Source organism: Candidatus Dactylopiibacterium carminicum (assembly GCF_014736495.1).
Classification (GTDB): domain Bacteria; phylum Pseudomonadota; class Gammaproteobacteria; order Burkholderiales; family Rhodocyclaceae; genus Uliginosibacterium; species Uliginosibacterium carminicum.
Genome location: NZ_MDUX01000009.1, coordinates 61,674 through 81,734, shown reverse-complemented (window position 1 = coordinate 81,734; position 20,061 = coordinate 61,674). Strand labels below are relative to the sequence as shown.

Here is a 20,061-nt window from a genome sequence, read left to right as displayed (position 1 = left end):
CCACTTGGTTGCCAGCTTAAGGCTTCGAAGTGTCTAGTGAACCGGGGGCGATTCAGCCTTTGCCTGCAAAGAAACCAGATTGAACAGGTAGCCACTTGGCGCGGTGATGGTCAGTTTGACGCTGTTGCCTGATTCATTCGCATATATGCCAGGAGCATCAAACCCCAGCCCTCCAGACTGAATTCCTCCACCTACCGAAAATGTCTGCCCTCCCACGATTCGATTAATCGTTGTCTGTGAGTAATCGAGGTCAGCGTCAGAAGCAGAAAAAGTCATGGTCCCGCTCGTCTGCGCCCATGTACCCGCGGCCCAAGACAGCAACAACAGCATGAGCAGATGAAATGCAAAGGCGCGTAAGACTCGCAAAAACATGGTGCCTTTCTCCAAACGAATCAAGAAATGATCAACAACACCTCCCACAGGGTGTGCTGCGGGAGGTGAACTCGCTCAGGGACGAGGTGGATAGATACCCTGCAAGGCAATGATGTAGTTCAGCGTCAGGAAGGGCGGCTGGGTGGCCACATTACCCTGTACGCTGATCGGCAATGGCGTTGGTGAAACCTGCCCTGCTGGATCCACCGTGATCGTACCGGTCGGTGTGGGCAGACTGGCAGTAGTCGTCACTTTGAAAGGTTTCAGGCTCGCATTGGGTGTGACGTCGTTGAAGATTTTGCTCGACGGGCCCGCTGTCGCCGCGAGATTGAGCGTGCTCCCCGGCGTAGAAGCCGTCGCCGCGCTCGTACTGGCTGGGATGGTGACATCGAATTCGAGACTGGCGCTCCCGCCCGCCGAACCGGTGAAATGTGCGGCATGCGTATGCGCCGGCAGATTGGCTAGGCTCAGCGAGGTCTGCCCGGTGAGGTTGACCGGCGTACTGGCACTCCCCCCGCTCTGCCCTGGCTGAGTCATCGCCATGGTTCCCTGCGCAAATTTGTTGCGTAGATCAGGCAGCTTGAATGTGCTTTGCCCGTTGCCACCATAGCGAGTACCGATCAATGAATACAGTGCCTGATATTGCTGAATGGGTAGCTCGGTACCATCGCACAGATGCCAACCCTCAGGAACCCAGGGTACGGGCCACAGAATGATCTGACCAATGAACGGATCCATATCGTCTCCTTAACCAGGCAGCTGGTTGGATATCGGCACCTAGCCGGGCTGCCCTTCCGGCTGAGCACCTGCTTGACTGCGGAGATACAGATGCGGGCCCAGCACGTCCACCACGCGAAGACCCAGGCGCAGATACAGCGCCAGTGCCGGATTGGTGATGCCCACATGCAACCCCACGCAACGTTTCGTAGCCTGCGCCTCGGCAAGCACATCACGTATCAGGCAGGTACCGATTCCCAGCCCCCGGTGTCCGGGCAACAAGGCAAGATCGAGAAGACGAATTTCCTGTTTGCCGTCATCTCGATAGAAGCGGCCGACGGGCTCATCCCCCAACAGGATCAGATTGAACGCCGGACGCGCACACTGCGCGAGGTAGCCGGCCTGCTGTCGCGCCTGCTGCTCAGCGATAAATTCGATCCATGCCTCGTCAGTCCAACCGCCAAGCGCACGTTCGGCTTCCCGGGTACTGGCATGGACACGCAAAAGGAAATCCCCGTCCTCATCCCGAACGGGACGCAGGCGGATTTGTGGATCAAGGCAAGGAGCCGGGCAGAGCATGGCGCGCAGCAGCGCTGGCGCCTCTAGAGTCGCACGGTTTCATGCGGCCTGGCGGCGCAAGTCACACGGCATAAATGAACAGACACTGAGTCTAGTCCGGCAAGCTGATTGCATTGCCGGCAAAAAGGGCATCCGAGTGGCCTTAAAGCCCCAGGGCCGGGCGCAGGCTCTCCCAGCCCAGTTTGGCCAGCAGGATGATCGCCAGCGTGAGGAACAGGCAGCGGATCCACTTGTTGCCACCGCGCATGGCCAGCTGCGAACCGACGATGGCCCCCAAGATCGCAGCCACGCCCAGCGGCACGGCAAGCTTGTAATTGACCAGGCCCGCCGGCACCAGGAAGACCAGCGTGGCGGCGTTGGTGCCGCAATTGACGACCCGACCTTGGCGCAGGCACTGGCGCGCAGGAAGTCGAAGTGGAAGAAACGCACGAACAGGAACAGCAGGAAGCTGCCGGTGCCCGGGCCGATGAAACCATCGTAGAAGCCCAGCGCCATCCCCAGCGCTGCGCCCTTGAAAAGATCCGCGCGGGTGGGCGCGCGGCTTGTGTCCTGGCGGCCGAATTCCGGCCTGAGCCATGTGTAGACCAGCATCGCCGCCAGCACGATGAGGATGATCGGACGCATCCAGTGGCTGGGCATCAGATCCAGCATGCGCACGCCAAGGTAGGAGCCGAGGAAGGCAGTGACGGCAGTCGGCAGGATCAGACGCCAGGGCAGCGGAATACGCGTGGCGTACTGACGGATCGACATCGCATGCCCCATCACCGAGGAAAACTTGTCCACGCCCATGATCTGTGCCGGCGTGTAGGTGGTGAGCACGTTGTATAGCGCGGGGATGCCGATCAGCCCGCCGCCGCCCACCGCCGCGTTGATGGCTCCGGCGATGAAGGAAACGGGCAGCAGAATCAGTAATTCGTGGGACACGATGCAGTGGGAAGGCGAAGCAGACGGCAGCGTAGCCGCCTGACGACGGCCAAGGAATCAGGGGAACCCGTGCCTGGCATCAGCGCGGGGCAAAACTTCAGGCGATACGCAATGCCGTGATCACCGGCGCGGTATCCGGCCGGATGCCACGCCACAGGAAGAAGCACTCGGCCCCCTGCTCCACCACCATGCCCAAACCATCGGCGGCCTGTTTTGCGCCGGCAGCCTGCGCGGCGCGCACGAACGCCGTGGGCTCCTTGCGGTATGCCATGTCGTAGGCAAGTTCGGCCGCATCCAGCACGCCCTCGGGCAAGGGTGGCAGATCATCGGTCATGGACGAAGCCGAGCCGTTGATGACTACGTCGAAATGCCCGGCGATATCGGCGAAACCACCACCCGCAAGCTTGATCGCGCCTGCCTGGTCCGCAAAACCCCGAACCAGGTCGGTCGCCTTGCTACCGGTGCGATTGGCGATGAACACCTCGCCGGGCTTTTCCTCGAACAACGGCAGCAGGGTGCCACGCACCGCGCCGCCGGCCCCCAGCAACAGCACACGCTTGTCGGTAAGGCTGACGCCGAGATTGTGGGTGATGTCACGCACGATGCCGAAGCCATCGGTGTTGTCGCCGAGAATCGTGCCATCGGCGCGGAAGGTGAACATATTGATCGCGCCAGCGGCACGACCACGCGGCGTGAGCTCATCGGCCAATTCAAAGGCGTCCAGCTTGAAGGGCATGGTGATGTTCATGCCCAGCCCGCCACCGGCCTGGAACTCGCGCACCGCGGCCGCGAAGGCGCCCGGTTCGCCGAGGATTGCGCCGTACTCCAGATCCTGCCCGCACTGGCGCGCAAATGCAGTCTGCAAGGCAGGCGATTTAGCCTGGGCGATGGGGTTGCCGATGATGGCGTAGCGATCGGTCATGCGGGCTCCGGCGAGATCTGGATGGACGGAAAGGCGCTCATCTTAGGATTGGCCATACCCAGCGTTCAATATATATTTCCGCTCCAACTAATATCTGAAACAGATTTATGGAATTGCGCCATCTGCGTTATTTCGTCGCCGTGGCCGAGGAACTGCACTTCACGCGTGCGGCTGCACGGCTGCACATCGGCCAGCCACCACTCTCCCAGCAGATCCAGGCGCTGGAGGCGGAGCTGGGCCTGCGTCTGTTCGTGCGCACGAAGCGCAACGTGCGCCTCACGGAGGCCGGCGAACATCTGCTGCAACGCGCTCGTGAGATTCTCGCCGCCAGTACGGCACTGGGGGATGAACTGCAGCGGATCGCGCGTGGCGAGCAGGGTGAACTGCGCGAGATGTATACCTCCGACCAGTTCGCAGCCTTGCTGGCCGGGGAACTGGATGTCGGCTTCGTACGCAATCGCAGCGCACCGCCTGCGGGCCTGGAATGCGCCCTGCTGCAACACGACCCGCTGTACCTGGTGTTGCCTGAAGGGCACCGCCTGGCCGCACGTGAATGTGCACACCTGCACGAATGCAGCGACGAAGCTTTCATCGCCTATCCGGAGCAAAGCGGCGCCAGTCTCGTGAGCCACATCCAGCAACTGTGCAGCCGCGCCGGCTTCTCGCCGCGCGTGGTACAGGAAGCACGCGAGGCACTGACGCAGATCGGCCTGGTGGCCGCCGAACAGGGCATCGCGGTGCTGCCCGCGTCCCTCGCCACGATCCGCGTGGATGGCGTCAGATTCGTGCCACTCGCAGACGCCGGCGCCAGCCTGCCCTTGGTGCTCGCCTGGCGAGCCCAGTCCCGCTCGGCACGCCTGGACGCCTTTCTGGAAATCGCCCTCCCACAGGGCGACTGCGCCCCCGTCAGCCCTGCTCCGCCGGCTGGATGGCCTGCAGGATCAGGGCCGCCAGCTCTTCGATGGAACGCGCGGTGGAGTCGATCACCGCCACCCCCTCACGCTGCATCAGTTGCAGTGCGGCCTCGACCTCGAAATTGCAGTTGTCAGGCTGGGCATAGCGACTGCCGGGGCGGCGTTCACTACGGATCTGCGCCAGCCGCAGCGGGCTGATGGAAAGGCCGAAGAGCTTGCCACGATGGCGCAGCAATTCGGGGGGCAGGCAGTCCCGCTCGAAATCCTCCGGGATCAGGGGATAGTTTGCCGCCTTGATGCCGAACTGCAGCGCAAGATAGAGACTGGTGGGGGTCTTGCCCGAGCGGGAGACGCCGATCAGGATCACATCCGCCTCGTTCAACCGCTCATGGCTTTGACCATCGTCATGCGCCAGCGTGAAATTGATCGCTTCGATGCGCGCGAAATAACTGGCCGACTCCGTGATGCCATGCGAACGGCCGACCGAGTGGCTGGCTCGCACCCCCAGCTCGGCCTCCAGCGGACCGATGCTCTGCTCGAAAAGATCCAGGAACAACGCATCGGCCTCGCGCAGCGCGGCCACCACGGCGGCATCCACGATCGTGCTGACGACGATGGGTCGCACACCGTCCCGCATGGCAGCGGCGCGAATCTGGCGCACACAGGCCTGGGCCCGCATCTGCGAATCCACGAACGGCAGGCGCTCGAGCCGGAAACGGCATTCTTGGAACTGGGCCAGCAGGCTGTGGCCCAGGGTTTCGGCGGTGATGCCGGTACCGTCCGAGATGAAGAAGACGCTGCGTATGCCTGACAAGGCAGACCTCCGGAAAGATGCGTAGGGGAAAGCGACGATGACCGGACGGGCGCGCATGCTGCATTGCAACAGGCGCCTTCCCTAGAATGCTGCGCAGGCAGTTTCCTGGCAAGCGGACCGAGGTGCAGCATGAGCAATGAACTGGTTCTCCTCCCCTTTGAGTCCCTGGGCATGCAGGATGTAGGGCGTGTCGGCGGCAAGAGCGCCTCCCTGGAGGAGTTGATCAATCAGCTCGGCAATGCCGGCGTGCGCGTGCCAGGCGGATTTTCCACCACGGCGCAGGCTTTCCGCGAATTCCTGGAACAGGAAGCGCTGGGCCAGCGCATAGACGAAGCCCTTGCCGATCTGAATACCGAAGACCTCGCAGCCTTGGCTGCCACAGGGGCGCGCATCCGCGCCTGGGTGGAGGAAACACCGCTGCCGGTGCGCCTGGCTGCGGCAATCCTGGCGCAATACCAACGTCTGGGCGAGCATGTCAGCGTGGCCGTACGCTCTTCTGCCACAGCCGAGGACCTTCCCGACGCATCTTTTGCCGGGCAACAGGAAAGCTACCTCAACATCAGTGGCGACGCCGCACTGCTGCGCGCGGTGCGCGCTGTATTCGCCTCGCTCTACAACGACCGCGCCATCGCCTACCGCATGCACAAGGGATTCGCCCATGCCGGCGTGGCGATCTGTGTCGCCGTGCAGCGCATGGTGCGCTCGGACCGTGGCGCCGCCGGCGTGATGCTCACGCTGGATACGGAGTCCGGCTTCCGTGGCGTGGTGTTCATCACGTCGGCCTGGGGGCTGGGAGAAACCGTGGTGCAGGGCGAAGTGAATCCCGACGAGTTCCTGGTGCACAAGCCCATGCTTGCCGCTGGCCGGCAAGCCGTGATCCGCCGCCGGCTGGGCGCCAAGGCGCTGCGCGGTGTATGCCGAAGGACGGGATGCAGGCCACTCCACACGCCTCGAAGAAGTGGCGCCGGAGCAGCGCGCACAGTTCTCGCTGACAGACACGGAAGTGCTGGCGCTCGCCCGTGATGCCTGCAGCATCGAGCGCCACTACGGCCGGCCGATGGACATCGAATGGGCCAGAGACGGGCTGGATGGCCAGATCTACATCCTGCAGGCCCGCCCGGAGACCGTACGGTCGCAGGAAACGGGCAGTGCCCTCCAGGATTTCCACATCACACCCGACTCGGCCCCGCTCTTTTCCGGACGGGCCATTGGCCAGAAAGTGGCCAGCGGCCCGGTACGCCTGGTGGCCGGCGCGCATGAGATGGAACGCGTACGCCCGGGCGACGTGCTCGTTACGGACATGACCGATCCGAACTGGGAGCCCGTGATGAAACGCGCCGCGGCGATCGTCACCCGGCGCGGCGGACGCACCTGCCATGCCGCGATCATTGCGCGCGAGCTGGGCATTCCGGCGCTGGTGGGATGTGGCGATGCCGCGCGAACGCTGACAGAAGAGCAGCTTGTTACTGTCTCCTGCGCCGAAGGTGACACCGGCCACGTCTATGCCGGCAAGCAAGCCTGGGAGCTGCGTACGCGCCAGGAAACACCACTGCCTGAACTGCCGGTGAAGATCATGCTCAACGTCGGCAACCCGGAGCGTGCAATGGCCTTCGCCGCGACGCCGAATGCTGGCGTCGGTCTGGCGCGGATCGAGTTCGTGATCAACAACATGATCGGCATCCACCCTCGGGCGGTACTCGATTTCGCCACGCTACCGACGCTACTGCAGGATGAGATTCAGCAGCGTGCGGCCGGTTATGCCTCGCCCGAGACCTTTTTCACCGAGCGCCTGGCCGAGGGGGTTGGCAGCATCGCGGCGGCCTTCTGGCCCAAGCCGGTGATCGTGCGGCTGTCGGATTTCAAGTCCAACGAATACCGCAAGCTGCTGGGCGGTGAACTGTACGAACCCGAGGAAGAAAATCCGATGCTGGGCTTCCGGGGCGCAGCGCGCTACATCGCGCCGTCCTACCAGTGCTGCTTCGCGCTCGAATGTGCCGCACTGCGCAAGGTGCGGCTGGAAATGGGCCTGCGCAACGTACAACTGATGTTGCCCTTCGTACGCAGCGTGCGCGAAGCACGCACCGTCGTGGAGTTGCTCGCACGCCAGGGGCTGCATCGCGGCGAGGACGAACTGCGTCTGATCCTGATGTGCGAGATTCCGGCAAATGCCTTGCTGGCAGAGGATTTCCTCGCGCTCTGTGATGGTTTTTCCATCGGTTCCAACGATCTCACCCAGCTCACGCTGGGCGTCGATCGCGATTCAGCCCTGGTGGCCAACGCCTTCGACGAACGGGATCCAGCCGTCAAGGCCTTGATCAGCCGCGCGATCCAGGCCTGCAACCGGCTGGGCAAATACGTAGGAATCTGCGGCCAGGGCCCCTCCGACCATCCGGATTTCGCGCAGTGGCTGATGGAAGAAGGTATCCAGACCCTGTCGCTGAATCCGGACTCGGTGATCCCCACCTGGCAACGGCTTGCGCGCCAACTGGGGCGCTGAAAATGAAAACGCCCCGCATCGCGGGGTGTCTTTTTCGAACACTTACTCCAGCTTACTTGGCCGGAGCGTCAGCCTGGATGGCGGTCAACGCAATGGTGAACACGATGTCATCCACCAGTGCGCCGCGCGACAGGTCGTTCACCGGCTTGCGCAGACCTTGCAGCATCGGGCCAACGGACACCACGTTGGCACTGCGCTGCACGGCCTTGTAGGTGGTGTTGCCGGTGTTCAGGTCAGGGAACACGAAGACCGTAGCCTGACCTGCGACCTGCGAGTTCGGAGCCTTGGAGCGGGCCACGTCCGCCACGGAAGCCGCGTCGTACTGCAGCGGGCCATCCAGTGCCAGCTCGGGCGCCTTTTCCTTGGCGATCGCGGTGGCTTCCTTGACCTTCTCGACATCTGCGCCCTGGCCGGACGTGCCGGTGGAGTAGGAAATCATCGCGACCTTCGGATCGATGCCGAAGGCTTGTGCGGAAGCGGCGGACTGCAGCGCGATCTCGGCCAGTTCCTGAGCGTTCGGATCGGGGTTGATGGCGCAGTCGCCATACACCAGCACCTGGTCCGGCATCAGCATGAAGAACACGGACGAAACGATTGAGTTACCCGGTGCGGTCTTGATCAGTTGCAGTGCGGGGCGCACGGTGCTGGCGGTGGTGTGCACGGCACCGGAAACCAGGCCGTCCACATCGTTCTGCGCCAGCATCATGGTGCCCAGCACCACGGTGTCCTGCAGCTGATCGCGTGCCTGACCCTCGGTGAGGCCCTTGCTCTTGCGCAGTTCGACCATCGGCGGCACGTACTGCTCACGGATGCTGTCCGGATCCAGGATCTCCAGCGAATCCGGCAGGGTCACGCCCTGCGCTGCGGCCACGGCCTTGATGGCGTCCGGCTTGCCCAGCAGCACGCAACGTGCGATGCCCTTTTCCTCACAGATCACGGCAGCCTTGATGGTACGCGGCTCATCACCCTCGGGCAGCACGATGCGCTTGTTGGCAGAACGGGCCTTCTGGATCAGTTGGTAACGGAAGGCGGGCGGGCTCATGCGGGTGGAAGACGGCATCTTCACGGAGGCCAGCAGTGCCTCTGCATTGAGCGCCTCGGCCACACTGTCGAGCACCTGGCCCATGCGTTCGGTGTCATCGGCGGCCACGGCCGGCGAGATGCGGCTGATGGCGGCAGCGGTGGAGAACGTATCGCCCTTCACGCGCAGAATAGGCAGGCCATTGTCCAGCGCCTTGGCGGAGAGCTCCATGATGCGCGGGTCAATCCCCGAATCATGCGTGAGCAGCAGACCGGCCAGCTGCACGCCACGCGAGGCTGCCAGTGCAGTAGCCAGCATCACGTCGTCGCGATCGCCGGCAGAAACCACCAGCGCGCACGGATTCAGGCGGTTGATCATCTCGGCGGCAGAGCGGGCGGCCACCACGGTTTCCAGCACGCGGCGCTGGGCGATCTCGCCCTCGACGACCACGTCGGCATTCAGGTGACGGGCCACGTCCAGCGTACGCGGCGCGAGCAGCGCCGGGTTGTTGCGGATCACGCCCCACAGCGGCAGCTTGTCCAGCGCAGCGGCGGCGGCGGTCGCGTCGAAATCGGCGGCAACCTTGTTGAAGATGGTGCCGGCCACCTTGCAGCCCGCAGCGCGGAACTGGCTGGCGGTCAGCTTGACCTCGCCGGTCACACCTGCATCCTGGGCGCTGGCCACGAGCACCATCTTAGCCTGCAGGCTGCGGGCGATGTCGGCATTCAGGCGAGTGGTGAAGGAGAAGCTCGGATCGGTGTGCAGACCTTCAATCACCAGCACGTCGACGTTCTCGGCGGCTCCCATGCACAGGCTGACGATGTCTTCGAGCAGTTCGTCGATCTGGCCGGCAGAGATGCGGGCCACTACTTGTGCGGTGGTCAGCGCGTTCGGTGCGGAGACCTGACAGATCTCACGGGCGAAGTGCACCGAACGTTCGGTGGCGGTATCGTCCTGGGTTACAGGTTTGGCAAAGCCGACGCGCAGGCCCTGACGTTGCAGGGCACGGACGACGCCCAGCGCCACGGAAGTCAGGCCGACATTCTGGCGGGTAGGAGCGAGGAAAAAGGTCTGCATGATTGTTTTCTACCGGATGGGGGCTCAAATTGCGCTTTGTCGCAACGCAACAAAACACGTCAAAATCGGCCAATATGTTAGACCTTGCGCTGCCCTCCTTCCACCCGTTATCACGGATTGTTTGATCTGCGCCAGACGGGTACGGACCGTTAAAATGCCCGCCCGCCTCGCTTGGAACAGCCTCCGATGACCGTCCAGCCCCCCTCTGCACAAAACCGCGTCGCCATCATCGGCGGCGGCCCCGCCGGCCTGATGGCCGCCGAGATCCTGGCGGGCGCAGGGCTGGATGTGGACCTCTACGACGCCATGCCCTCGCTCGGACGAAAACTCCTGATGGCGGGCAAAGGCGGGCTGAACATTACCCACAGCGAAGACTCAACGAGTTTCCTGCAGCGCTACGGCACGCGCGCTGGCTGGCTGGCGCCACAGCTGGGCCAGTTCGGGCCGGACCAGATTCGGGCCTGGATGCACGGCCTGGGCATCGAATCCTTTGTCGGCAGCTCCGGACGGGTATTCCCCGCCCAGATGAAAGCGGCACCTTTGCTGCGCGCCTGGCTGCATCGACTCCGACAGCTTGGCGTGCGCATCCATGTACGCCACCGCTGGCAGGGCTGGCAAGGAGACAATCTTTGTTTCGAAACGCCTGACGGGCCGTTGCAACTCAAGGCGGAGGCCACTCTGCTCGCCCTGGGCGGCGGCAGCTGGCCGCAGCTGGGGTCGGACGCGGCCTGGCTGCCCCGGCTGGCCGGGCTGGGTATCGAGATCGCACCTTTGCGCCCGGCGAACTGTGGCTTCGACATTCACTGGAGCCCACATTTCATCGAGCGCTGCGCAGGGGAGCCCGTGAAGAACGTACACGCCCGCTTCACAGACGCTCAGGGGCAGATACACACACGTAGCGGGGAATGCCTGATATCGGCCACCGGTATTGAGGGTGGACTGGTCTACGCACTGTCCGCGCCTTTACGCGACAGTCTGGAGGCCGGACACGATACCGTACTGGAGCTTGATCTGATGCCAGCCCGCGACGCCGCCTGGGTGGCGCGCGAAGCAGCCCATCCGCGTGGAGCCCGTTCGCTGGCTTCGCACCTGCAAAGCCGGTTGGGACTGAAAGGAGTCAAAGCCGCGCTGTTGCGCGAATGCCTGGGCGCGGACGATTACCGTAATCCTGAACGCCTTGCCATCGCGATCAAGGCTTTGCCTTTGCGCCTGGCAGCCCCACGCCCATTGCACGAAGCCATCAGCAGTGCCGGCGGAATACGCATCGAGGCGCTGGACGAAGGGCTCATGTTGCATGCGCTGCCAGGGGTGTTCTGTGCGGGCGAGATGCTGGACTGGGAAGCCCCCACGGGGGGCTATCTGCTGACCGCCTGCTTTGCCAGTGGCAGGGCTGCCGCACACGGCCTGCTGGCGTGGCTGGACAAAAAAGACAAAGCCCGCGCCTGAGCACGGGCTTTCTATCCTCGTAAGTCCTGAATCAGGCTTGCTGGCGACGACGCTTGGCCACGGCAGTCAGCAAACCTAGCCCCGCCAGCAGCATCAGATAGGTGGAAGGTTCGGGCACCGGCGCGTAACCTGGGTCACGGCCCCCGGAATGAAGCCACCGTTGGCGGCGCCAGGGTTCACGGCATGGCGAGGTCAGTGCACCGGGAGTCGCTTCGGGCGCGAAACCACCCGGCGTTGCTGGATCAGCTGCAGCCAGCAGTGGCGCGCCCTCGGCAAACGACCCTGGCAAAGCGCCGTCCGGGATACCAGCCCCTGCCGGATCGGCTGCCAACAAGGCCTCCGCCAGCGCGTCGGCACCGGGCCCTGAGCGCTTGTTACCATTGCGAGCGGCAGTACGTGCGCGCTGCACACCCTTGGCGGCGTCACGGTCGCGCGCCTCGGCGTCGGCATCCGGGCGAACCTCTCCGAGATTGACAGCATCCGGCACGATGCCATCGGCAGTCGCCAACCTCGAAGGCTCAGGCGCACCGTTTCCGGCCACTTCAGTGGCCGGCAAGGAGCGACGTACCTGCCACCAACCTGCCCCCAACCCGAAACTGAGTAGCAGCAGCAAAAGCAGCAGCCAGCGGCGGCGCTTGCGCTTGTCGTCCGGATTGTCTTGTTGCATGGTCTGGCCTTCCCTCACGCGCCACACCCGCGATACGTGGCGTGACTTGTACACGAGCTTATGGTGCACCAAGCCGAACAGAAGCGTACGTGATCAATATCACGGCTGACAGGAAATTTCTCAAAAGAATGGCATATGCTTATCTTACCCACCCCACCCAGAGAGAGACCAGCAATGACCAGCGTTCGCCAGATCCTCGAAGGCAAGAGAACTCCGTCCGTCATCTCGGTCAGCCCTGACACCAGCGTGTATGAAGCGCTGGAGCTGATGGCTGCCAAGGACGTCAGCGCCGTCCTGGTGCTGGAAGCTGACCGCATGGTCGGCATCTTCACCGAGCGCGACTACGCTCGAAAGCTGGTGCTGAAAGGCCGGGCATCCAAAGCGACCCACGTGGGCGAGCTGATGACGCAGAACCTGCTGACCATCTCGCCCTCGCAAACCGTGGATGACGTGATGGAGATCATGACCGGCAATCGTATCCGCCATCTGCCGGTGGTCGAACGCGGCCAGCTGATCGGGATCGTCACCATCGGCGATGCGGTGAAGGCCGTGATTGACGCCCAGCAGCAAACCATCCGCCAGTTGGAAGGCTATATCGCAGGCGATCTCTCGGCGGGCTGAAGCTCCGCCAGCAGCGTCTCGATCTCGGTCTCGTCGGCCACCAACCGGAAATCCGCGCGGACTTCCGGCAGGATGTCGCGTGGCAAACCCACGCGTGCATCGACGAAGACCCAGTTGGTTTCGGCACGGGCCAGAATCTGCCGGTCCCGCGGGCGCCAGAATCGGTACTTGCGCACGGAGCTGCGCTCGCCCATCTCCGTCACCCAGGTGAGAAGCATGAGTTCATCGTCGCGCAGTGCCGGACGCAGGTATTCGATGAAATGCGAGCGGATCACCCAGGAGCAGCGATTGCGCAGATAGCGCTCCATCGGCCAGCCCATCTGCGTGGAGTGTTCGATAGCTACGTCCTGCATCCAGCGCAGGTACTCGACATTGTTGACGTGGCGATTGAGGTCGATGGCCGAAGCCGGCACGACGAAACGTTGAACATGAATTCCAGACATGGCCGTATTTTGCGCCAGTCCAGGTGTCAGGGTCCATTGCCCGCCGCGCGCCGGAGGGCCTCCGTCACGGCAGCAGTTCGCGGAAGACTTCCGGCAGCATGCAGGTCTGCAGGCTGCGCTGGGCGAAAAGGAAACGGCCATCGCAGACGAAACCCAGCTCGGCCCAGTCCACAACGGTGTTCAACAGCTGGATGGCACGCGCGATGTCCATTGCAGGATGGCGCGGGAACAGTGCCAGCACGGAACCATCGTAGTCCGTGCATTGATGCGTGAAAAAGGGCTGCGCCCGTCGCGTCTTGGCGTTCACATAAATACGCGGCGAGTCCGACACATGATGCAGCCGGCCCCATTGCCACCAGTTGGATTCGTCGAATTTCGTCACCCGGCGCGCCAGCAGCTGTTCCTTGTGTGCCGTCAGATGCGCATTTTTCACGCCGAAATACATGCGCCGCGTCTCGCCGGTATCCACAGTCTTGGAGCAGACGAACGCCCGATTTCCGCGCGGGTGCGTGAAGATGGGGTCAGCGCCAGAGACGGCCCCCACCCGCACCATGAACAGATCTGCCAGCGGCACCGAATATTCGCCACGCAGGAACTGCAGTTGGCCGCCCACGCAGGCGAAACGTCGCCCGTCGTGCATGCGCCGCTCCAACCGCCCTTTTTCGAAACGGAAGATGGCGCAGTTGGGCACGTAGGCTCCGAAGATGTTGCTGTCTCCGGTCTCGATGAAGTCCGTGATCGTGCCTTGCTCGAACAGCCAGGCATTGAGCTTGCGCGCCGCCGTCAGGTTGATGAACTCCCGCGGCACGATGAAGATCAGCTCACCCCCAGGCTTGAGATGGCGCACGCACTTCTCGATGAAGAAGAGATACAGATTGCTGCGACGGTCGAACAGATCCATGCGCAGCAGCGCCCGTGTGGCCGGCAGGATGTCCTGGAAACGCACATAGGGCGGGTTGCCGATGATGGTGTCGAACTGCTCGCTTTCAGGAAAGGTGAAAAAATCCTGGCGTCGGGCATCCGGCGGCGCGACGCGTTCATCCAGCTCGATGGCCACGCAATTGCGGAGACGGCTCGAAAAAGCACCATCGCCGCAGGAGGGCTCCAGCGTGCAGCCTTCATTGCGCTTGAGCGCGAGCATCTGCTCTACCACGGCATCCGGCGTGAATACCTGCCCCATCTTCTCCGCATCCAGCGCACGACGCGAAGCGGACGCCAGCAGTCCTCGCCAGGACCACGCCTGGCGCGGAAACGGTTCGGTCGCGACCGGGGATTCCAGCCAGCAATCCAGCGACCACCACAGCCGCACGGGATGCAACTCGCCATCGGATGCCACGTCGTACCAGCCACGCCGGATCGGCCTGAATTCAGGGTCAGGCGGCAGCCAGTCTGAAACCGGCCCCCAGGGGCTCTCTCCCTCCGGTCCGGCAAGTGGCAACGGCAGTCTCGGATCCATTACTGATCCTCCACGGTCTGCGCATGAAAGGCCTTGCGGAAACTGCGCCAGGCTTCGGCACGCAGGCGGAAGGTCTCGCCGAGCACACCGAGGATATACCCCTCGGCCTCCTGCGTGCTGCGGCTGACGCGCTCGCGGTTCTTGCCCCAATGGCAGTGGAAAGGCGGATTGTTGCCGTTCGGATCCAGCTGGCCGATGGATTTCAGACTGGTCCAGAACACCTCGTTCTGCCGTTCCTTGTGAACCACCAGGAAGTAATAGTCGGCACGCGGGTCCCGGCCACGATACTCGGCCAGACGTTCACAGAACCGCTCCCAGGTATTGATGGTCACGGCCTTCGGATCGACACCGGTGAGGGCGAAGAAGACGCCTTCCTTGCTCGACAGGTTATCCGAACTCTTGCAGACGGAAACCTTCACATTGACTGGCAGGAAGAAACCCGGCCCGCGCACACAGAAGTCGTACCAATGACGCGCAGGGGCGATTTCGATGGAGAGGCCATGCGTCTGGCTGAACCAGTCGTTGGCCTGTGCGTAGTTGAGCAGGGATTTCGAAATCTCCTGCTCGCTGGCCTGTGAATCCACCCGACCATCGCCGCTGGCAGCAGCCAGCTTCAAGCCTCCCACACGCAGGGAGCGCGACAGGTATTCGCACAGCCTGTCCAGGATCTCGTGCTCCAGACTCATGTCCGCTCCACGCTTCGGCAACACCGGCGACGGGAAGATCGGTGCGCTCAGCGCTTGATCGCGCGGAATCCGATATCCCGCCGGTACTGCATGCCCTCAAACCCGACCTGGCCGATCAGCTCATAGGCTCGCGCCTGCGCAGTCTTCACCGAATCGCCAAGCGCCGTCACGCACAGCACACGGCCACCGCTCGCCACCACCTTGCCATCGCGCAGCGCAGTGCCTGCGTGGAACACATGCGTGTCTTCAAGCTTCGCATCCAGCCCGTGGATGGCATCACCCTTACGAGGCTCTTCGGGATAGCCGCCCGCGGCCAGCACGACGCCGAGTGCCACGCGGCGGTCCCACTCGGCTTCGGCGACATCCAGCTTGCCGGCCAGCGCCTCTTCGACCAGTTCGACGAGGTCGGTCTTCAGCCGCATCATGATGGGCTGGGTTTCCGGATCGCCGAAACGGCAATTGAATTCGACCACGCGCGGCGCGCCGCTTTCATCGATCATCAACCCTGCATAGAGGAAGCCGGTATAGGCATGCCCCTCCGCGGCCATGCCGGCCAGCGTCGGATTGATGATCTCGCGCATCACGCGCGCATGCACCTGCGGCGTGACCACCGGCGCCGGTGAATAGGCTCCCATGCCGCCAGTGTTGGGGCCCTGGTCGTTATCCTTAAGACGCTTGTGATCCTGACTGGTAGCCATCGCCAGCGCATGCCGGCCATCGGCCATGACGATGAAACTGGCTTCCTCGCCCTGCATGAATTCCTCGATCACCACGCGCGCACCCGCGTCGCCCATCTTGTTGCCAACCAACATCATGTCGATGGCTGCGTGCGCTTCCTCCAGCGTCATGGCGACCACTACGCCCTTGCCGGCGGCCAGGCCGTCGGCCTTGATGACGATGGGAGCCCCCTCGGCATCCACGTAAGTGTGGGCTGCGTCGGCTTCCGAAAAGGTCTGGTACTTCGCGGTGGGAATGTTGTGGCGAACCAGGAACTGCTTGGCGAAATCCTTGGAGGATTCGAGCTGGGCGCAGGCTCTGGTCGGGCCAAAGATCGGCAGCCCTTCGGCACGGAAAGCATCGACCACCCCCGCGGCCAGCGGCGCTTCGGGGCCGACCACGGTCAGTGCAACATCCTCACGACGCACCAGCTCGATCCATTCGGCGACGGTGCTGGCCGGATCGTTCTCGAGCCCGGGCTCAGTGGCCGTACCGGCATTGCCAGGCGCGACGATGACCTTCTGCACGCGCGGCGACTGCGCGAGCTTCCAGGCCAGGGCGTGTTCGCGTCCACCGGAACCAATCACCAGAATCTTCATACTTCTACCTTTACTAAAATCTCAGCCAGAAAAATGCCACATTCCCCGTTCCCCTCTTTAAGGCCGGGACATACGAAGCTTCCAGCGTGACGCGGCCTTTGCCGACGGAGAAGGTCGGCAGGACGTAAGGGAAAGGAAAATAGTTGAAGTAGTCGTTGCGTGTCATCAGCCCCATCGATGCACCCCAACCGAAGCGCGCGTACTCTGTCTGCGTCACCCAGTTGTAGTTGTAGCCAAGCAGATAGGAGGGCTTGCTCCAGGAGTCACGGAAACCCAAGGCATAGATGCCGGACCAGTTGCCATTCTCCAGATAGCGCCCGCGTGCAAAGCCGAAGCCTGGCAGCGGATTGTTGTTCTGGTCGTCCAGCTGCTCCTTGGAATAGGCGAACGGCATGTGATAGGTACGCGCAGACAACAGGAAGTGCCAATCTCCCTCATCGAGGGTTTCGCGCGTACGACCCACGGTATCGTCCCAGAGTTCTTCATAGAACGGCTTGGTCTGGGCCGAAACGGCCAATGGCAGCAGACAGGACAGCATCTGCAGCACGACTACGACAAACTTCATCGATGGAACCCTTGCATCAGTGACGGAAATGACGGAAACCGGTGAATACCATGGCCATGCCCTGCTCATCGGCCGCAGCGATCACTTCGGCATCGCGCATCGAACCGCCAGGCTGGATCACGGCGGTAGCTCCGGCCTGAGCCAGCACGTCGAGCCCATCACGGAACGGGAAGAAGGCGTCCGAGGCCACCACGCAGCCTTCGATCTTCAGCCCGGCATTCTCGGCCTTGATCTTGGCGATCCGCGCGGAATCCACGCGGCTCATCTGCCCCGCGCCGACACCGACGGTCATGTTGTCCCGGCAATACACGATGGCATTGGACTTCACATACTTCGCCACGCGCCAGGCGAACAGCAGATCGGATAGTTCTTTCGGGGTCGGAGCACGCTGGGTGACGATCTTCAGATCGGCGTTTGTCAGCACGGCATCGTCATAGGTCTGCACCAGCAGGCCACCGGCCACGCGCTTGTAATCGGTCTGCGAGATACGGCCCAGCGGACAGGTCAGCACGCGCACGTTCTTCTTGGCGGCCAGCAGCTCCAGCGCCTCGGCGGTGTAGGACGGCGCGATGCAGACCTCCATGAACTGGCCGGAAACAGCCTGTGCGGTCGCCGCGTCGACCTCGGCGTTGAAGGCGATGATGCCGCCGAAGGCGGAAGTCGGATCGGTAGAGAAAGCCTTGCGATAGGCTTCTTCCGGGGTAGTGCCCAGCGCCACGCCACAGGGATTGGCGTGCTTCACGATGACACAGGCCACCGCAGAAGTGTCGAAAGCCTTGACGCACTCCCAGGCCGCATCGGAATCGGCGATGTTGTTATAGGACAGTTCCTTGCCCTGCAGCTGGGCGTAGCTGGCGATACCGCCAGCAGGCGCCGTCAGGTCGCGATAGAAGGCGGCGGTCTGATGCGGGTTTTCGCCGTAGCGCAGATCCTGCACCTTGTCGAAGGCCAGTTGCAGGCGGCTCGGATACTCCACACGCACCGGCGCCTTAGCGCCTGAAAGTTGATCTGCATCCACCGAGGTCAGCCAGTTGGCGATCGCGGAGTCATACCGCGCGGTATGCGTGAACGCCTTGCGCGCCAGTTCGAAGCGTGTCTTGTGGCTCAGTGCGCCTGCATTCGCCTGAAGCTCTTCGACCACGGCGGCGTAATCCTCGGGATCGGTCACGATACCCACGCCACCGGCTTCGTTGCCGTGGTTCTTGGCTGCCGCGCGGACCATGGTCGGGCCACCGATGTCTATATTCTCGATGGCATCATCGAGGCTGCAATCCGCATTGGCCACGGTGGCCTGAAAGGGATAGAGATTCACCACCACCAGATCGATGCGCGGGATGTGATGTGCCTCCAGCGTGTCCAGATGCTCTTTCAGATCCCGGCGCGCGAGGATGCCACCGTGCACCTTGGGATGCAGCGTCTTCACGCGGCCATCGAGCATTTCAGGAAAGCCGGTGTAGTCACCCACGTCGGTCACGTCGAGCCCGGCGTCGCGCAGCGCGCGAGCGGTACCACCGGTCGACAACAACTCGACGCCTAGCCTGGCGAGTTCGCGTGCGAATTCAACGACGCCACGCTTGTCGGAAACACTGAGAAGGGCCTGGGTGACTTTCATGATGGGAACCTGAACGGAAGAGTGGATGAACGAAGGCAGGCTCAGAGCAGACCGTGATCCGTGAGCTTGCGACGCAAGGTGTTGCGGGTGATGCCGAGAATCTCGGCGGCCTGGGTCTGGTTGCCGCCCACACGGGTCATCACCGATTCGAGCAGCGGGCGTTCCACCTGACGCATCACCATGGCATACAGATCCGCGGGAGTCTCCCCGTCGAGATCGGAAAAATAGCGCTCCAGCGACTGCGTCACGCACAGCGCAATATCGTTTTCCTTGAGTTTCATGCGGCGAGCGATTCCATGTCGGAGTGTGGATTTACGGAAGCCGGAGTCAGACGCTCATCGGGTGCGCCCAATCCGGCGAAATAGTGTTCGAGTGCCTGCAACTGTGCGGCAGCCGTCTCGATCTGATTGATCTGTTGGCGAAAGGCATGCGCACCGACCAGCCCGCGCGCATACCAGGCAAGATGCTTGCGCGCCACGCGCACGCCGGCCAACTCACCATAAAAAGCATGCAGTTCCTGCAAATGGTTTCTGGCAGTTGCCAGGGCCTCGGCCAGAGTCGGCGGAAGCATTTCTTCGCCAGTGGCCAGAAAGTGCGCAATTTCGCGAAACAACCAGGGCCGCCCTTGTGCCGCCCGCCCGATCATCACACCATCGGCACCAGTAGCCTGCAGGATCCGGGCTGCCTTGCGCGGTGAGTCGATGTCGCCATTGGCAATCACCGGGATCTTCACGGCCTGTTTGACGGCGGCGATATGCTCGTATTCCGCCTCTCCCATGTAGAGGTCTGCCCGGGTACGGCCGTGTACGGCAATCGCCTGGATGCCCGCTGCCTCAGCAATATGCGCGACGCGCAATACGTTGCGGTGCTCGCGGTCCCACCCGGTACGGCATTTGAGCGTGACCGGCACTTCCGGCACAGCCTCGACCACCGCCTCAAGAATCCGCGCCACCAGCGCTTCGTCGCGCATCAGGGCGGAGCCCGCCGCCACATTGCAGACCTTCTTGGCCGGACAGCCCATGTTGATATCGATGATCTGCGCCCCGTTGGCAACGTTGTGCCGTGCGGCTTGAGCCATCTGCTGCGGATCGGCGCCGGCAATCTGCACGGAGATCGGCCCCGGTTCGCCCCGATGGTCGCTGCGTCGCCGGGTCTTGGTGCTGGCGTACAGCTGGGTATTGGCCGTGATCATCTCCGAAACAGCCAGACCTGCGCCGAAGGCCCGGCACAGGCGCCGGTATGGCAGATCCGTCACACCGGCCATGGGCGCGACAAACAGATTGTTTTTCAAGGAAATTGAGGCGATCTGCATGGGCCGGGCGACTCTCGCGAAGGGCGCGATTCTACTAGACGGGGGCCATGAAGTGCGCATTTTTTGCGCAACGCCTGCCAATCCTTGCGCCACGACAAGC

Annotated in this window: 18 protein-coding genes and 3 pseudogenes; 4 read left to right on the top strand and 17 right to left on the bottom strand. The window is 63.0% G+C overall.

Translation table 11 applies throughout. The features are described 5' to 3' along the window. Positions 1–33: 33 nt before the first annotated feature. From BGI27_RS04545 to aroE, 6 genes and pseudogenes are all read right to left on the bottom strand, one after another. Positions 34–372, bottom strand: a complete 339-nt coding sequence (locus BGI27_RS04545) for a hypothetical protein (protein ID WP_141239717.1) — start codon at positions 370–372, stop codon at positions 34–36. Positions 373–447: 75 nt separating this feature from the next. Next, complete coding sequence (locus BGI27_RS04540) at positions 448–1,110, bottom strand: phage tail protein (RefSeq protein WP_095523714.1); 663 nt, start codon at positions 1,108–1,110, stop codon at positions 448–450. A 39-nt stretch (positions 1,111–1,149) separates the two neighbouring features. Continuing rightward, positions 1,150–1,668 (bottom strand): GNAT family N-acetyltransferase, encoded by a 519-nt coding sequence (locus BGI27_RS18835; RefSeq protein WP_095523713.1) that lies wholly within the window; start codon positions 1,666–1,668, stop codon positions 1,150–1,152. A 142-nt stretch (positions 1,669–1,810) separates the two neighbouring features. Beyond that, the gene (locus BGI27_RS18830; protein WP_420886916.1) at positions 1,811–2,245 is read right to left on the bottom strand and encodes a TSUP family transporter; all 435 of its coding nucleotides are present in this window, start codon (positions 2,243–2,245) and stop codon (positions 1,811–1,813) included. Then, a pseudogene (locus BGI27_RS18825) lies at positions 2,146–2,529 on the bottom strand (sulfite exporter TauE/SafE family protein); the annotation flags it as partial. The pseudogene BGI27_RS18825 and the gene BGI27_RS18830, both read right to left, overlap by 100 nt. 160 nt (positions 2,530–2,689) lie before the next feature. Then, positions 2,690–3,514, bottom strand: coding sequence for a shikimate dehydrogenase (gene aroE, locus BGI27_RS04525; RefSeq protein ID WP_095523712.1), 825 nt, complete (start codon positions 3,512–3,514; stop codon positions 2,690–2,692). A gap of 107 nt (positions 3,515–3,621) precedes the next feature. Here aroE and BGI27_RS04520 point away from each other — a divergent pair. Beyond that, positions 3,622–4,338: pseudogene (locus tag BGI27_RS04520) on the top strand (LysR substrate-binding domain-containing protein); the annotation flags it as partial. Between the two features lie 82 nt (positions 4,339–4,420). On the opposite strand, the gene ppsR reads toward BGI27_RS04520, so the two are convergent. After that, on the bottom strand, positions 4,421–5,299 hold the full coding sequence (gene ppsR, locus BGI27_RS04515; protein ID WP_095523718.1) for a posphoenolpyruvate synthetase regulatory kinase/phosphorylase PpsR: 879 nt from the start codon (positions 5,297–5,299) through the stop codon (positions 4,421–4,423). Between the two features lie 189 nt (positions 5,300–5,488). On the opposite strand from ppsR, the pseudogene ppsA reads away from it, so the two are divergent. Continuing rightward, positions 5,489–7,739: pseudogene (gene ppsA, locus BGI27_RS04510) on the top strand (phosphoenolpyruvate synthase). A gap of 52 nt (positions 7,740–7,791) precedes the next feature. Here ppsA and pta read toward each other — a convergent pair. Continuing rightward, positions 7,792–9,837: a phosphate acetyltransferase gene (pta, locus tag BGI27_RS04505; protein WP_095523711.1), complete on the bottom strand. Its 2,046-nt coding sequence runs from the start codon at positions 9,835–9,837 to the stop codon at positions 7,792–7,794. 186 nt (positions 9,838–10,023) lie between these two features. Here pta and BGI27_RS04500 point away from each other — a divergent pair, with 186 nt between their 5' ends. Further along, positions 10,024–11,283, top strand: a complete 1,260-nt coding sequence (locus BGI27_RS04500; RefSeq protein WP_095523710.1) for a TIGR03862 family flavoprotein — start codon at positions 10,024–10,026, stop codon at positions 11,281–11,283. 31 nt (positions 11,284–11,314) lie between these two features. On the opposite strand, the gene BGI27_RS04495 is transcribed toward BGI27_RS04500, so the two are convergent. Continuing rightward, entirely contained in the window at positions 11,315–11,950 is a 636-nt protein-coding gene (locus tag BGI27_RS04495) for a PEP-CTERM sorting domain-containing protein (protein WP_095523709.1), read from the bottom strand. 174 nt (positions 11,951–12,124) lie between these two features. Between BGI27_RS04495 and BGI27_RS04490 the strand changes: the two genes are divergently transcribed. After that, on the top strand, positions 12,125–12,571 hold the full coding sequence (locus tag BGI27_RS04490) for a CBS domain-containing protein (RefSeq protein WP_095523708.1): 447 nt from the start codon (positions 12,125–12,127) through the stop codon (positions 12,569–12,571). Here the strand turns inward: BGI27_RS04490 and BGI27_RS04485 are convergent. From BGI27_RS04485 to dusB, 8 genes are all read right to left on the bottom strand, one after another. Further along, complete coding sequence (locus BGI27_RS04485; RefSeq protein ID WP_095523707.1) at positions 12,541–13,014, bottom strand: acyl-CoA thioesterase; 474 nt, start codon at positions 13,012–13,014, stop codon at positions 12,541–12,543. The two genes, BGI27_RS04490 and BGI27_RS04485, sit on opposite strands and share 31 nt — an antisense overlap. 64 nt (positions 13,015–13,078) lie before the next feature. Further along, positions 13,079–14,194 (bottom strand): Eco57I restriction-modification methylase domain-containing protein, encoded by a 1,116-nt coding sequence (locus BGI27_RS04480; protein ID WP_095523717.1) that lies wholly within the window; start codon positions 14,192–14,194, stop codon positions 13,079–13,081. 275 nt (positions 14,195–14,469) lie between these two features. Next, the gene (locus BGI27_RS04475) at positions 14,470–15,156 is read right to left on the bottom strand and encodes a hypothetical protein (RefSeq protein WP_095523706.1); all 687 of its coding nucleotides are present in this window, start codon (positions 15,154–15,156) and stop codon (positions 14,470–14,472) included. 47 nt (positions 15,157–15,203) lie between these two features. Then, positions 15,204–16,472, bottom strand: a complete 1,269-nt coding sequence (gene purD, locus BGI27_RS04470; protein ID WP_095523705.1) for a phosphoribosylamine--glycine ligase — start codon at positions 16,470–16,472, stop codon at positions 15,204–15,206. A gap of 13 nt (positions 16,473–16,485) precedes the next feature. Then, the gene (locus tag BGI27_RS04465) at positions 16,486–17,037 is read right to left on the bottom strand and encodes a phospholipid:lipid A palmitoyltransferase (protein ID WP_170942950.1); all 552 of its coding nucleotides are present in this window, start codon (positions 17,035–17,037) and stop codon (positions 16,486–16,488) included. A 16-nt stretch (positions 17,038–17,053) separates the two neighbouring features. Further along, positions 17,054–18,649 (bottom strand): bifunctional phosphoribosylaminoimidazolecarboxamide formyltransferase/IMP cyclohydrolase, encoded by a 1,596-nt coding sequence (gene purH, locus BGI27_RS04460; protein ID WP_095523703.1) that lies wholly within the window; start codon positions 18,647–18,649, stop codon positions 17,054–17,056. A gap of 41 nt (positions 18,650–18,690) precedes the next feature. Next, on the bottom strand, positions 18,691–18,930 hold the full coding sequence (locus BGI27_RS04455; RefSeq protein ID WP_095523702.1) for a helix-turn-helix domain-containing protein: 240 nt from the start codon (positions 18,928–18,930) through the stop codon (positions 18,691–18,693). Next, the gene (gene dusB / locus BGI27_RS04450) at positions 18,927–19,961 is read right to left on the bottom strand and encodes a tRNA dihydrouridine synthase DusB (RefSeq protein WP_095523701.1); all 1,035 of its coding nucleotides are present in this window, start codon (positions 19,959–19,961) and stop codon (positions 18,927–18,929) included. Before dusB ends, BGI27_RS04455 begins: the two co-directional genes overlap by 4 nt. Positions 19,962–20,061 lie beyond the last annotated feature (100 nt).

Bases quoted from the DNA above. Each gene is read 5' to 3' on its own strand.
- pta (WP_095523711.1), bottom strand. From the start codon at position 9,837: ATGCAGACCTTTTTCCTCGCTCCTACCCGCCAGAATGTCGGCCTGACT.
- BGI27_RS04540 (WP_095523714.1), bottom strand. From the start codon at position 1,110: ATGGATCCGTTCATTGGTCAGATCATTCTGTGGCCCGTACCCTGGGTT.
- ppsR (WP_095523718.1), bottom strand. From the start codon at position 5,299: ATGCGCGCCCGTCCGGTCATCGTCGCTTTCCCCTACGCATCTTTCCGG.
- BGI27_RS18835 (WP_095523713.1), bottom strand. From the start codon at position 1,668: ATGCTCTGCCCGGCTCCTTGCCTTGATCCACAAATCCGCCTGCGTCCC.
- BGI27_RS04490 (WP_095523708.1), top strand. From the start codon at position 12,125: ATGACCAGCGTTCGCCAGATCCTCGAAGGCAAGAGAACTCCGTCCGTC.
- BGI27_RS04495 (WP_095523709.1), bottom strand. From the start codon at position 11,950: ATGCAACAAGACAATCCGGACGACAAGCGCAAGCGCCGCCGCTGGCTG.
- BGI27_RS04475 (WP_095523706.1), bottom strand. From the start codon at position 15,156: ATGAGTCTGGAGCACGAGATCCTGGACAGGCTGTGCGAATACCTGTCG.
- BGI27_RS04455 (WP_095523702.1), bottom strand. From the start codon at position 18,930: ATGAAACTCAAGGAAAACGATATTGCGCTGTGCGTGACGCAGTCGCTG.
- purH (WP_095523703.1), bottom strand. From the start codon at position 18,649: ATGAAAGTCACCCAGGCCCTTCTCAGTGTTTCCGACAAGCGTGGCGTC.
- BGI27_RS04480 (WP_095523717.1), bottom strand. From the start codon at position 14,194: ATGGGGCAGGTATTCACGCCGGATGCCGTGGTAGAGCAGATGCTCGCG.
- BGI27_RS04500 (WP_095523710.1), top strand. From the start codon at position 10,024: ATGACCGTCCAGCCCCCCTCTGCACAAAACCGCGTCGCCATCATCGGC.
- dusB (WP_095523701.1), bottom strand. From the start codon at position 19,961: ATGCAGATCGCCTCAATTTCCTTGAAAAACAATCTGTTTGTCGCGCCC.
- aroE (WP_095523712.1), bottom strand. From the start codon at position 3,514: ATGACCGATCGCTACGCCATCATCGGCAACCCCATCGCCCAGGCTAAA.
- BGI27_RS18830 (WP_420886916.1), bottom strand. From the start codon at position 2,245: ATGGCTCAGGCCGGAATTCGGCCGCCAGGACACAAGCCGCGCGCCCAC.
- purD (WP_095523705.1), bottom strand. From the start codon at position 16,472: ATGAAGATTCTGGTGATTGGTTCCGGTGGACGCGAACACGCCCTGGCC.
- BGI27_RS04545 (WP_141239717.1), bottom strand. From the start codon at position 372: ATGTTTTTGCGAGTCTTACGCGCCTTTGCATTTCATCTGCTCATGCTG.
- BGI27_RS04485 (WP_095523707.1), bottom strand. From the start codon at position 13,014: ATGTCTGGAATTCATGTTCAACGTTTCGTCGTGCCGGCTTCGGCCATC.
- BGI27_RS04465 (WP_170942950.1), bottom strand. From the start codon at position 17,037: ATGAAGTTTGTCGTAGTCGTGCTGCAGATGCTGTCCTGTCTGCTGCCA.